Source organism: Kitasatospora sp. NPDC001261 (genome assembly GCF_042896795.1).
Classification (GTDB): Bacteria; Actinomycetota; Actinomycetes; order Streptomycetales; family Streptomycetaceae; genus Kitasatospora.
In genome coordinates this window covers 1-12121 of the sequence record NZ_JBIAXP010000046.1, presented here as the reverse complement: position 1 = coordinate 12121, position 12121 = coordinate 1, and the positions used below count along the sequence as shown (strand labels likewise).

10 protein-coding genes are annotated in these 12121 nt (G+C 67.8%); 5 read left to right on the top strand and 5 right to left on the bottom strand.

Annotated features, from left to right (window positions below; translation table 11 throughout):
• Nucleotides 1-2: 2 nt before the first annotated feature.
• The gene (locus ACFY4B_RS40365; protein WP_387976409.1) at nucleotides 3-1478 is read right to left on the bottom strand and encodes a DNA phosphorothioation-associated putative methyltransferase; all 1476 of its coding nucleotides are present in this window, start codon (nucleotides 1476-1478) and stop codon (nucleotides 3-5) included.
• Nucleotides 1479-1785: 307 nt separating this feature from the next.
• Between ACFY4B_RS40365 and ACFY4B_RS40360 the strand changes: the two genes are divergently transcribed.
• Together ACFY4B_RS40360 and ACFY4B_RS40355 are read left to right on the top strand one after the other, a co-directional pair.
• Complete coding sequence (locus ACFY4B_RS40360) at nucleotides 1786-3504, top strand: hypothetical protein (RefSeq protein WP_387976407.1); 1719 nt, start codon at nucleotides 1786-1788, stop codon at nucleotides 3502-3504.
• Nucleotides 3505-3509: 5 nt separating this feature from the next.
• Nucleotides 3510-4457 (top strand): HNH endonuclease, encoded by a 948-nt coding sequence (locus ACFY4B_RS40355; RefSeq protein WP_387976405.1) that lies wholly within the window; start codon nucleotides 3510-3512, stop codon nucleotides 4455-4457.
• Between the two features lie 718 nt (nucleotides 4458-5175).
• Here ACFY4B_RS40355 and ACFY4B_RS40350 read toward each other — a convergent pair.
• Nucleotides 5176-6111, bottom strand: a complete 936-nt coding sequence (locus ACFY4B_RS40350) for a LysR family transcriptional regulator (protein WP_387822256.1) — start codon at nucleotides 6109-6111, stop codon at nucleotides 5176-5178.
• Nucleotides 6112-6257: 146 nt separating this feature from the next.
• Here ACFY4B_RS40350 and ACFY4B_RS40345 point away from each other — a divergent pair, with 146 nt between their 5' ends.
• Nucleotides 6258-7517 carry an MFS transporter gene (locus ACFY4B_RS40345; protein WP_387976402.1) on the top strand — a complete coding sequence of 420 codons (1260 nt, stop codon included), beginning with the start codon at nucleotides 6258-6260 and terminating at the stop codon, nucleotides 7515-7517.
• Nucleotides 7514-7648 carry a hypothetical protein gene (locus ACFY4B_RS40340; RefSeq protein ID WP_255357423.1) on the top strand — a complete coding sequence of 45 codons (135 nt, stop codon included), beginning with the start codon at nucleotides 7514-7516 and terminating at the stop codon, nucleotides 7646-7648. Before ACFY4B_RS40345 ends, ACFY4B_RS40340 begins: the two co-directional genes overlap by 4 nt.
• Before the next feature lie 267 nt (nucleotides 7649-7915).
• Here the strand turns inward: ACFY4B_RS40340 and ACFY4B_RS40335 are convergent, their stop codons facing one another.
• From ACFY4B_RS40335 to ACFY4B_RS40325, 3 genes are all read right to left on the bottom strand, one after another.
• The gene (locus ACFY4B_RS40335) at nucleotides 7916-8353 is read right to left on the bottom strand and encodes a hypothetical protein (RefSeq protein WP_387976399.1); all 438 of its coding nucleotides are present in this window, start codon (nucleotides 8351-8353) and stop codon (nucleotides 7916-7918) included.
• A 635-nt stretch (nucleotides 8354-8988) separates the two neighbouring features.
• The gene (locus ACFY4B_RS40330) at nucleotides 8989-10107 is read right to left on the bottom strand and encodes a nucleotide disphospho-sugar-binding domain-containing protein (protein ID WP_387976396.1); all 1119 of its coding nucleotides are present in this window, start codon (nucleotides 10105-10107) and stop codon (nucleotides 8989-8991) included.
• 259 nt (nucleotides 10108-10366) lie between these two features.
• Nucleotides 10367-11149 (bottom strand): alpha/beta fold hydrolase, encoded by a 783-nt coding sequence (locus tag ACFY4B_RS40325; RefSeq protein ID WP_387976393.1) that lies wholly within the window; start codon nucleotides 11147-11149, stop codon nucleotides 10367-10369.
• Between the two features lie 394 nt (nucleotides 11150-11543).
• Between ACFY4B_RS40325 and ACFY4B_RS40320 the strand changes: the two genes are divergently transcribed.
• The gene (locus ACFY4B_RS40320; RefSeq protein ID WP_074001845.1) at nucleotides 11544-12023 is read left to right on the top strand and encodes a hypothetical protein; all 480 of its coding nucleotides are present in this window, start codon (nucleotides 11544-11546) and stop codon (nucleotides 12021-12023) included.
• Nucleotides 12024-12121: the final 98 nt, after the last annotated feature.

Here is a 12121-nt window from a genome sequence, read left to right as displayed (position 1 = left end):
CGTCACTGCCGGGCCCGGACGAGCCGGTGCCCGCGCAGTACCCATCCGCACCGTGCGAGCTCGTTCTCCCACCCGTTCTCGGTCCCGATCAGGTGCGGACGTGCGTACAGGCCGGCCCGGACCTCGGATTCGGTCAATCGCCGGTACTTGGCCGCGTCCGGGTCGTCGGGGTGGAGGAACTCGTGCTTGCGGTGCAGCAGCGGCCGGTTGTCGCGGTCACCGTACGAATGGTGGGAGGCCTCGAAGGTCCCCAAGTCAACCTGGTAGGACGTCAGCAGGCGTGGATGCGGATCGCTGTCGAAGTCGGGGTAGTCCAGCCAACTGACAGCGCGGCCGCGGTGGCAGAGCTTGGCAACCGTCCACGCCTGCGGCCTGCCGGCAGCGATCGATGCGCAGTGCTCGTATAGCCGCAGCACCGTCGGCATCCGTTCCACTGCTCTCCGATGGACGTAGAGCGCGGTCGGGGTCAGTTTCCCGACTGCGGAAGCATTCATGGCTCCGCGGACGTAGGTGTCGTCCCGCAGTTTGAGCAGCAGCCGGTCGGCTCGCTGGCAGGCCTCCTTGTACGAAGAGAAGAACGCTCGAATGTCCAGCTGCACGGTCAGTGGCAGGCTGGTGAAAGGGCCCCGGCCATTGAAGAGTTCGACGGCCAGGAACAGCAGGGTGTTGAGGGTGGAGCGCTTGGCGCCATCTGCCACCTTGGCGGGATCGGCTGACTCGCGTACGAGCCGATGGATGTCGGGTGGGCGTAGCTGCCCCAGCTGCTGGGCCATCGGCAGGGGCATTTCCTCCAGCCGTGGAGGGCGTCCCCGCCGTTCGACGTGGTCGACCAATGAGGCGATCGCGGACGTCGTGTCGTCCGAGGACAGCCACTGGTCGTCAGTGATGATCCGGCGCGCGAGGTAGCTCAGTCGCGCAGAGTCCTCCTTGAAGGCGTAGATGGTCCCTGGCGAGGCCGAGACGGCCCTGACCCCAGTGACCTCCTCCACGTAGGTCCGCAGTTCGCCGGCACCGTACAGGTGCTGGAAGGTGTTGCGCCGGGTCAACAGGCCGTCACCGAACTCCTCGCCGGTGACCTTCGCCCGTTCCCAGGTGAGGCGTGCGGAGACGATCAGTACCGTGCCTGCCAGTTCCCAAGCGCGCTGAAGAGTCCGGCTCCGCTCGGCCGGGTCTTCGATGACGTTCAGCACGTAGGTCAGGAGTACCACTGGGGATGGCTCGAGGCGCCCGTCAGGCTGGTAGAACGGATCCCAACCCACAGCCTCGCACCCCATGTTCCGGAGCGACTGCACGTCCTCCCCGCGCCCGCACCCGTAGTCGAGCACCGCGTGACCAGGGCGGATCTGTTTGTCCATGACCGCCTGGCGGGCTGGAACCGACAGGCCTCTCCGGCTGATTGCGGTTAGCCGGCGGTCACTTTTCCAGCGCGCTTGGACCACTTGAGTCACGACCTCACACACTCGGTCGACGAAGGACATACCCCACGAGCCTGGCGGGACCGAGCCTTGCCTGGGGTCTCGGCCTGAGTAGCTTTGGGCCAAGGCCTGTCGTTAGCCTGTCCTGCCTTGCCGGCCGGACTAACATCCTCGCCACCACCGACGACGTCCACAACCACCTCGACCAGGCACTTTAGCCACCTGGTCTTTGATCCTGAGCGTGCATCAGTCCCGCTGACTGAGTGGCCGAAGCCGCTCACCGAGGCGACGGGCGCGCGGTGCTAGCATCGGGCTCTTCGAGACCCTTGCTTGCCTGGCGCTGCGTCAAGCATAGAGCGGAGGACGTGCAGTGAGCGGAAACGACGCTGACGTGAAGGAGTACGACGCTCTTCTCGTACAGCAGACCAATGGCGGGAAAGCACTAGTCTTCTTCGCGGCCCCCGCGATAGAGGTAGAAGAGTGGGCGGGAGTTCCACAACGTAGGAAGCTCACCAATGGGGAAATGGTTGGCTTCCAGCGCGAAGAGAAGCAGAGCCGCGTCAATGACCTCGTCAAATTCTTCAAGGATCCTAACAATGTGGTCCAAAACCCTCTTCTTGGAGCCCCCCAAGATAGGCAACGAGTAGAGTTCAAGCCCAGCTCCCCCGGTTCCCCTTTTGGTCGGTTGTGCATTGCGCAAGAGGACTACTCTAAGCTGTCTATGGCGGCAATCCTCAAACGCCTGATCTCGATTCTCGAGTCACGCGTAGACGGCCTAAGAGATGCCCCGCTTGATGAACAGCGAGTTGCTCAACTAGCGCGACTCGAGAGCGCTCAGGGCACGCCCGAGGATCCGCAGGACGAATCTGACGAATATGAACGCGAAGTCGATGACGTTTTGGAATCGGATGATTCTTCCATCGACGAGGCGGAGGCGACGGCTTCCGTCATGCTCTCCGAGGAAACCCATCTAGTCGACTTCTATGCAGAATTGCGTGCCCGGCTGCGAGTGCTGGAGCAGCGGGGCGTCGATGACGCCGAAGAAATCCAAGGGTTTACTAAGGATTCCCTTTGCAGCTACCTGAAACCTGTGGCTCTGGTAGATGGGCAGCATCGATTGCGTGGCGCCGCCAAGTCCGCTGTGGCTTATGCGCAGAGCCCAAGCGGCCAGGCTGAGATCCTTCAGGCAGTAAGGTCGGGCATAGACCCGGATCAGGCTGAGCGCCAGGTGATACTTGGCAACTCTCGCCATCTCCCGATTTCCCTACTGATGGACGACAGCCCAAGCGAGCACGTATTCCAGTTCATCATAGTCAACCAGCGGGCTACTCCTATGGGGCAAGCGCTCCTGGGAACGATTGTCTCCACCAGTCTGAGTCGCAACGAGATGGATGCGGTAGCCGACCGCCTTCGCGCCGCAGGAATCAAGCTGGAAGACTCCCAGGCTGTAGCCTATCTGACTCGTTCAGCTGACAGTCCGTTCCGTGGTGTGGTCCAGACGGGCCTGCAAGGAGATCATCCTGATCTTCTTCAGTGGACTGTGCTGCGCAGCCTGGTGTCCATCTTCAGAGAATTGCGGGGAGGGCGACCGTATAACCAGAAGGTCGACTACGCGAAAGCCTGGAGAGCAGAATTCCTCCCCCAAAGTGGATTGGTGGATCCTGGCACTGACGAGGAGAAGTTCGCGGACTGGTCGCGCCCTGACGGCCCTTGGAGGGCCGTCTTCATCGGGTTCTTCTGCCGAATCCGGGACTATTTCGGGGATGAGGCACACCCTGACACGTTCAATGGCTGGGGAAGTACTGCTAAGAGCAATCTTTTCAATAAGATCTCCTTGACGATCCTTGCTGCCGACTTCTTTGAATTTCTGTACACCCAAGAAGAGCCTCTTTCGGATCTTTCCGCATTCGAAACGGCGCTTGAAAGCTGGCTTAGGAGTGGGCGAGTTAGTGAATCATACTTCAATAGGGACTGGAAGCTCGATAACATCAAGAAGGATCAGGCCCCCGTGAAGAGGCTGTGGGCGCAGAATTGGCAGGAATATCGAAAGGTCCCGACGGCTGGTTTTCCTCGGAAGTATAAGCCGTAAAGCCCATGGACACGCATGAGATCCAGCATTTCTACAAGGTTCTCGCGGATGCATTTCCAACACGGTGGACCGAAGATGGGTTGCGGCGGATTGCTCAGCTAAACGCCCCCTCTGGAATTCTTGGCAAGAATGAGTGGCTACTGCGCGCCGACTATGCCATGACCGTAGGGCGCTGGTTCTTGGAGGGAATCATAGATGTCCGTCGCCATGCTCGCGGAACTAGTAATATCGGTCACGTCTTCAAGGAAGTGCGAACATCTCTGACGTCGCTCTGCAGAGATTCCCCAGCTGATGAGATTGACGGTGCTGCGACTGAGCTGGCATCACTTGCTTGGCGCGAAGTCGTGGCTTTGAGGGGGGCTGGGCGGGAGCGCATAACACGTTCCATGAAGGTGGCCGTATGGCTGAGCAATGGTCCTGACCAGCGATGCTATCTCTGCGGCTACTCCTTCAGCATTCACGCGCGAGACCTCTTGCTCGGGAGAACTCGCGCGAATTTGGCGCCACTTAGTATGGTCGACTTCACTCGCCCCAGAGGGGCGAATTGGCGTCATCTCAGGATTGAACTCGATCACGAAATACCGGTGGCGGAAGGCGGGGTCACGGATGAAAGTAATCTGCGCCTTACTTGTGGATGGTGTAACGTCACAAAGAGCAGCCTTTGGAGCTTTTATGACGCAAAGGCCTGGATTGCTGGCGAAATGAATCATCCTACGCTGGGTTTTGTCTCTATTCCCCAGCCGCTGTGGATGCTGCGTATCGTAGCCGCACGGGGGCGCTGCGAGGCGGCAGCTGGCTGCACGGCTCGACTAGAGAATTCCGAACTCTTCGTGGCTCCGCATAATCCGACTGGCTCTATGACACCCACAAATTTGCTTGTGGTTTGTGCATCCCATGATCCGTGGGCCGCGCACCGGCTTGTCAGCCCGGCTCTGCTGCCCGCAAGACGGTAGGGTGTGCATTTGCCGGAGCTCGGTTACACGTGGGTCTCGGTCTTCTGCTTGAGGCGTTCGTAGGGCGTCTGGCCGCAAGTTGTAGTAGTCCTCCCCTCATCGGGGCTTGTTGTTCAGGGTGTCGGTGTCGTTGACGACGACACGGCGAGTGTGCGGTAGAACTCCTCGGCGTCGATGTGGTGGGAGTGTTTCGACCTCGCCGACACGTGCGCGGTTGCATCAGGGTGTCGGGTAAGGAATCGCTGGCTGGTGCGGCGCTGCCGGCCACATCGCCTGCGCTGACTTCCGTGGGGCCTGCCGGCGAGGGTGTACCCGCGTGGGCGGCAGCGCACCTAGTGGAGCACTCGCTGCCGTCGTTCTGGTGGCCGCGGTCGTTGCAGTGATCAGCTCGAGTCGGCCCCGCGTTGTGTTGCTCCCTGAGACTGTTCCTGGAACCGTCTTGGTGGACCAGTGACCTCGTTCCCGGCCGTAGACCTGAGCCGCGTCGTGCCAGATCTGTGCCAGAACGGGCGGAGAGCGGCGGTCAGCAGCGGTCTGCGCCGGGTGGCCGGAGGGGTGATGGCGTCGGTATCGCCGCAGGTCAAGAGCACTTTTGGGCCCGAAGGCCCAAAGATTCCCAAGCTTAGAGCGCGAGTTCGATTCTCGTCGCCCGCTCCAGCAGTAAAGCCCCAGGCCAGTGGCCTGGGGCTTTCGCGTTGTCCGGGGCCGGTCGGGGCGGTCAGTGGGGGTGGGTCCAGGCGGGGGTCCAGGTGCCGGGGGTGCCGGGGGTGGGGGCGGTGGTGGCGAGGTGGGCCCGGAGGGCGGGGAGGGCCGGGTGGGGGTTGTCGCGGTGCCAGAGGAGCGAGTGGGGGTAGACGGGCGTCGGGTCGGTCACCGGGATGCGGCGCAGGCCGTGGGCGGCGGGCCAGACGAGGCGGGTCCGCTCGCTCATGAAGGTGGCGAGGGCCGGGGTGTCGGCGATGGTGTCGAGGAGGGCGTCGGAGCCAAAGTTGGGGCCGGTGGCCTCGATGGTGAGGCCGAACTCGGCGACGAGGTCGGCGTAGTAGGCGCCCCACTCGGTGCCGGGGACGATGCCGGGCATCCAGATCCGGTGGCCGGCCAGGTCGGCGACGGTCAGCGTCCGGGCGCCCGCCAGGGCGTGGGCGGGGCCGGTGAGGAGGTGGAGCGGTTCGTCGAGCACCCGGACGGATGCGATGTCCTCGGGGAGCGGCCGGCCGGGCATGGCGACGGCGCGGAAGGTGGCGTCGATCGCGCCGGAGCGGACGGCGGCGACGGCGGTCTCGATGTCGTGCAGCATCAGCACGTCGAGGTCGATGTCCGGGTGGGCGCGGTGGAAGTCGCGCATCAGGCCCGAGACGGCTCCGCGCGAGTTGAGCACGTCGACGCGCAGCGGGCGGCGGCCGGCCCGTACGGACGCGACGGCGCGTTCGGCGGCGCGCAGCAGTTCGCGGGCGTGGGGCAGGAACGCCTGTCCGTCGATGGTGAGTTCGGCGCCGCGCGGGGTGCGGGTGAACAGTCGCACGCCGAGGTCGCGCTCCAGTGCGGCGACGCGTTTGGAGACGGCCTGCTGGGTGATCGACAGGTCGACGGCGGCCTTCTGGAACTGGCCGGCTTCCGCGATGGCGGCGAAGGTGCGCACTGCTTCGAGGTCCACGCCGATCCACTGTAGAGAACAACCTGTGGTTGTGCGGGGTGGGCGAAACGGTTGTTTGACCGGCCGTGGTGCCTCCCGGTTGGCTCTCACCGGTCAACTCCGGTTTGTCCGGTCGGGGTCGGGACGTCGAGGGGAGCGCACCGCGCATGACGGGTGGGAAACGGCTGGGCCGGCGGTTCGGCTGGCTGTGGGCGGCGTACGCGGTGAGCGCGTACGGGTCCGGGCTGGGGTTCGGGGCGCTGCCGCTGATCGCCGTGCTGGTGCTGCGCGCCGGACCGGCCGAGGTGTCCGCGCTGTCCGCGGTGGGGCCGGCGGTGGGCGCGCTGATCGCGGTGCCGCTCGCGCCGTGGGTGGAGTTCCGGCGCAAGCGTCCGGTGATGATCGCGATGGACCTGGTCCGGTTCGCGGCCATGGCGTCGATCCCGGTCGCGTACGCCCTGGGAGGGCTGGGCTTCGTCCAGCTGCTGGTGGTCTCGATCGTGGTCGCCGCGGCCAGGATCGCGTTCGGCGCGGCCAGCGGCGCCTACCTCAAGGCCCTCGTCCGGCCGGACGACCTGCTGGTGGCCAACGCGCGGTTCGAGTCCACGAACTGGAGTTCCATCGCGATCGGTCCGCCGCTGGGCGGGGCGGCGGTCGGCCGGTTCGGGCCGGTCACCACCGTGGTGGCCGACGCGCTCAGCTACCTGCTCTCCGCGCTGAGCATCACCGCGATCCGCGGCCGGGAGGAGACGCCGCGGCGGACCGGCGGGAACACGGTGCGGGCGGGCGCGGTGCTCGACGGCTGGCGGCACATCCTGGGCGACCCCGGTCTGCGGGCGCTCTACCTCAACAACATGCTCGTCTCCGGCCTGATCATGGCCACCGAGCCGGTGCTCGCCGTCCTCCTGCTCCGCCAACTCCACTTCGCCCCATGGCAGTACGGCCTGGCCTTCGCCGCCCCCTGCCTCGGCGGGCTGATCGGCTCCCGGTTGGCCCGGCGGGTCGTGGCACGCCACGGCCGGGACCGGGTGTTCCGGACCGTCGGCACCCTGCGCGCCGTCTGGCTGATCGGCCTGGCCTTCGTCCGCCCCGGCGTGGTCGGCCTGGTCACCGTGATGGCCGTCGAGCTGGCGATCATCGTCAACATGAGCCTGTTCAACCCGGTGCTCGCCACCTACCGGCTCGAACGCACGCCCAAGCACCTGGTCGCCCGCACCCTGTCGGCCTGGTCGATCGGCCAGCAGGCGTCCATCGCCGTCTGCACCGCGCTCGGCGGGCTGCTCGCGGCCGCCACCGGACCGCGCACCGCCCTCGTGGTCGCGGGACTGCTCATCCTCGCCACGCCGCTCCTGCTGCCCCGGGCCGACGGCCGGGCGCGACCGGAGGCCGTACCCGGCACACCACCCGCACGGAGGACATCCGCATGACCACCACCCCCGCCGCCGGCCCGTTCGCGCTCGACCCCGCGCGCACCGCCCTGCCCCATCGGCTCCTCCCCTCCAGGGCCCACGTGCTTGACACCGCCACGCTGCGCGCCTTGGTCCGGGAGACGGGCTGACCGGGCCCGAACGGATCCGGGTTTGCGAGTGGCGTCCATTCCGATACAGCCGAACCATGTGAAGGCCGCAGGCCATTTGACCTGCGGCGTTCGCGACATATGAGTCGTTGTCGGGTTTGGATCCATTTGCCCACCGCAGCGACGGAACCTGTCGACAGCTGCGGTGGTGTGTGCTGGGGGGCGGTGTGCGATCCACGTGGACGACGGAGCGCTGACCGATCGATTTCCGCGTCAGCCTGTTGGTTCGGAGTGCCTCTGGGCCTCGTATCAGGCGACTGAAAGGTGTCGCTCGCTGCGGCGGGGCGGATCGACGGAAGCGGCGCCCAGCTTCCGAAGCGCTTTGTGCAGGTCCCAGCTACTTGGTGCCTGCTCGTGCCAGTAAGGCTTGCTGAGCGCGTCGATAGCGCAGATCAGAGCCGCCCTCGTCGTTGAATCAGCCGATGCGGTGCGGAGGTTGACTGTCAGAGGATCTCGGCGGTACACCAGGAACGACCACCACTCGTTGGCATACAGCGGTACCTGCGGGTAGCACTCAAGCCCGCGAGCACGGAGCAAGGTGAACACCCTCTGCAGTCGCTCCACCCTGAGGCGTTCCTTTTCTTCAAGGGCGCGGACAGTTGCATTCGAGATCATGACGGCCCCGTTCGAGCTTTCGACACGGGCTTTGATTGCCTCGATTGTGCTGTGGCAGACATGAACTGTCATCGAATTCCTCCATAAGCCGGATAAGTGCCGCCACGATGACGAGTCCTCGGCGCCTGTGCACAGAAACATCAAAATCCGCCTCATGGGGCACGGGTGTGGTGTAGGGCAGGCGCCTCTACCGAGCGACCGGGAGATGGTCGTGGCGTCCGGGAGGGTGGTCGGTCAGGCGGCAAGGGGCAGGGCACGGCGGAGGTGCGGATGAGGAGGCCGGCCCGGGCGCTGTCGAGGGATGGGTGCGGCCGGAGCCGGCGAGGCAGCACCTGCAAGGGGGTTCACGGACCTCCACGCCTGGTGCGGCACCCCGCTCTTCGTCGATCCGGTCGCGCAGACGGTCGAACACGTCGATGGCGGTAGCCTGTTCGGTTCCCCCGGCCGCGACGGGGCCCGGGGCACTGGCCGTGGTGCCGCCCGGCGGGCGGTGGGGCCGGTGGGCGGTGGGTGCGCTTGTGCTCGGGGCGGCGGTGCGTGGAAGTGGCCGAGATCGATCTGGTTCGGGGGTGCTTCCAGCTGGTAATCGAGGGCATCGCGGGGGCGCGGCCGGCGGGGCCTCGTCGAGAAGGGGCGTCGCCCGCCGTACCGCCGGGAGTCGCGAGGCCTTGCGGCGCCGCGGCTGCCGACGGCAACGGGGTGGGGGATCAGCGGCGGGCGGCGAGGTCCTCCAGGGCGGGGACCAGGGCGGCCGGGGTGGGCAGGGCGGCGTTGTCGGCCTGGAGGCGGTGGGCGGCGTCGCGCAGCGCGGCGTCGGTGAGGACACGGGTGAGCAGCGGGGTGTCGACGGCCTCGGAGGTGGAGCTCAGGGCGGCACCGGTGGCGGTGATGGCGTCGGCGTTGAGGAAGTGGTCCGCGCCCTGGGGGAGCAGCAGCTGGGGCAGGCCGGCCTGGAGGGCGGTCAGCATGGTGCCCGAACCGCCGTGGTGGATCAGCGCGTCGGCGCGGCCGAGCAGCTCGTTGAGCGGGACCCAGGGCAGGCCGCGGACGTTGGCGGGCAGGGTGCCGAGCGGGGCGAGGTCGGCGTTGCCGACCGCGAGCAGGAAGTCGGCGTCGACCTCGGCCGCCGCCTCGACCAGGCGGACCACCGCGCGGACGCCGTCGATCTCGGCGAGCACGGTGCCCAGGGTGACGACCGCCCGCGGGCGCTCGGGCTTGCGGAGGAACTCGCCCGGGACGATGCCGCCGCCGTTGTACGGGACGTAGCGCATCGGCAGGCCGTCCGGGTCGCCGCCGAGCGGGCCGAGGTTGAGCACCGCGGTGACGCCCGGAGCGGTCAGGCCGCGCTCCTCGTACAGGTCGGAGACGTGCGAGGCCACCAGGTCGGCCATCGGGCGGCCGGGGCTGGCACCGAAGTTCTGCACCACCGACGGGATCTTGAGCTGGGCGGCGACCAGCGGGCCGGCGGCGGCGAAGGAGTCGTGGACGATCAGGTCGGCGCCCCAGTCGGTGGCGACCGCGAGCAGGCCGTCCACGTCGGGGCGGGAGGCGTGCGCGAACATCGCGGCCGCCATGTCGAGGATCTCTTCCTGGGTCTTGTCCCGGTTGACGTACTGGACCTTGCCGCCGAGAGCCTCCTCGATGATCTCCCGCAGGCCCCGGCCGTCGCCGACCTGGGCGACGGGGAAGCCCGCGGAGCGGATCAGCTCGACGGGCTGCCCGGTGGCGAACAGGACCTCGTGCCCGACGGCGCGCAGCGCCTGGGCGGTGGGCACCATCGGGTAGAGGTGACCGGCCGCGGCGGGGCCGGTGAAGAGTATGCGCATGGTGGTCTCCTTGCGAATGTTGCTGACAAGGCAGTCTCACCTTTGAAGTTGACGTTCAGTCAATTCGATAAGGATCACCATGCGCGGTAATCGGCCTTTCTGGAGCAGGGCTTGCCTCTCGGGTAACGGTGTGCTCCACGCGCCGGTCGCCCGGGCCGTGCGCGCCCGCCGGACGGGCCGCCCGCGCGCTGCCGTTCGCTCCCTCCCGGCGGTCGGCGCTCGGTGGTCGGCGTTCAGCGGGTGGTCGTGCGGCGGGCGGTCACGCGGCGACGAGGAAGTCCCGGACGGCGCCCGTGAACGCCCCGGTCTGCTCGGCGAGCACGATGTGGCCGGTGTCGAACTCGGCGTAGGCGCTGCCGGGCAGGGCGGCGTGCAGCCGGCGGGCGTTCTCCACCGGGACGGTGGAGTCCTGGCGGCAGCCGATCACCAGGGCGGGGGCCTGGACGCGCGGGAGCAGCGGGCCGAGGTCCAGGCCGAGGTTGAGGGCGATGTGCCGCAGGGTGCCCGGGGTCGGCCGCATGTAGGCGGTGTTGGCCTGGACGGCGGCGCGCCCGATCCGGTCGAGGAAGCCGGGGCTGAAGGCGGTGAGGGTGGCGTAGCCGCCGAACGCGGCGGGGTGGTCGGCGAGGGAGAGCCAGGTGGCCATGGAGAGCCGCAGGTACTCGTCCTGTTCCGCGCTGATCCAGCCGGCGGCGGCGACCAGGCGGCGGACCCGCCCGGGGTGCAGGGCGGCGGTCGCGGTGGCGACGACGGCGCCGAGCGAGAAGCCGAGGACGTCGGCGGGGCCGCGGCCGGCGTCCTCGATCACGGCGGCGACCTGGGCGGCCAGGGTCTCCAGGGCGAGCGGGCCGCCGTCGTCCTCGGCGGCCGCGCTGCCGGAGAGGTCGGGCAGCAGCACGGTCCAGCGGTCGGTGAAGGAGTCCAGCAGGCCGTCCCACATGGCGGAGCCGGGGCCGGTGCCGTGCACCAGGACGAGCGTGTCGGGGCCGTCGCCGACGACGCGGTAGGGGATGCGGGCGGTGCCGACGGTGATGACGGGCATGGCGGGTCCTCTCGATGGCTGGGTCGGACGGCGGGTCAGAAGGCCTGCCGGGTGCGGCCGGTGGGCCGGTCCGGCCCGGCCGGTCGGCCCGAGAAGTAAACTACACAGTGCAGATCAGTGATTCAACTGCACCGTGCAGTGCATTTTGAAGGTGTGGGAACGGTGAGGGACGGAACCGGGAGGGGAACTGCCCGTACCCGCCCGCCGTCCAAGCAGTGACGGAATGCCGGCCCGGGTTGAACACCGGGGGAGTACGGAGGGCCCTGTGCAGTCAGGTGGTGCCGAACTGAACGTCGGATGCCCGGGTGGCGGCGGCCCCGGCCGCCCCGGCGGTGCGCGGGTCGCGCCGGTCCGGCGGTCGGAGTCCGAGTCGGGGGCGGAGTCGGGGCCGGAGGTGACGATCGACCAACTCGACGCCACCGAACGCTGCGAGACGCTGCTCCAGGACACCCTGGACGCCGTCCGTCCGGCGCCGGTCTGGCAGGGGGCGCCCGCGCGGGCGGGGGCACGACTGCCGCTGCCGGGGCGCGAGTCGGAGCTGCTCTGGTACGTCACCCGGGGCCGGGACCTCCTCACCGTCGTCTCGCTGTCCCGACGGGCGGCGCTGGCGGACGTGGTGGAGCGGCACTGGCGGCGACGCGGCTGGACCATCACCTCGCTGAACGCCGGCCGGGACCGCCCGGGCGTCGCCGCGGCCACGCCGGACGGCTACCGGTTGGAGCTGCGCTTCGGCGAGTCGGGCGAGGCCGGGCTGACGGCGAGCTCGCCCGGAGTGGCCCGCTCGGAGCGGGGCCCGGTGCTGTCCGGGAGCGTCGACCGCTGTGCGCCGCCGCTGCCGTACGTCCGCTGCCCGTACTGGAGCGCGCTGGTCTAGCCGCAATGCCAGTGACTTAGGTTGTGGCTGCTCTGGTGATCGCGATGACTGCGGGGACTGGTGGTGGCCAGTTGCGGTGTTGGACGCGTTTGAGGGGC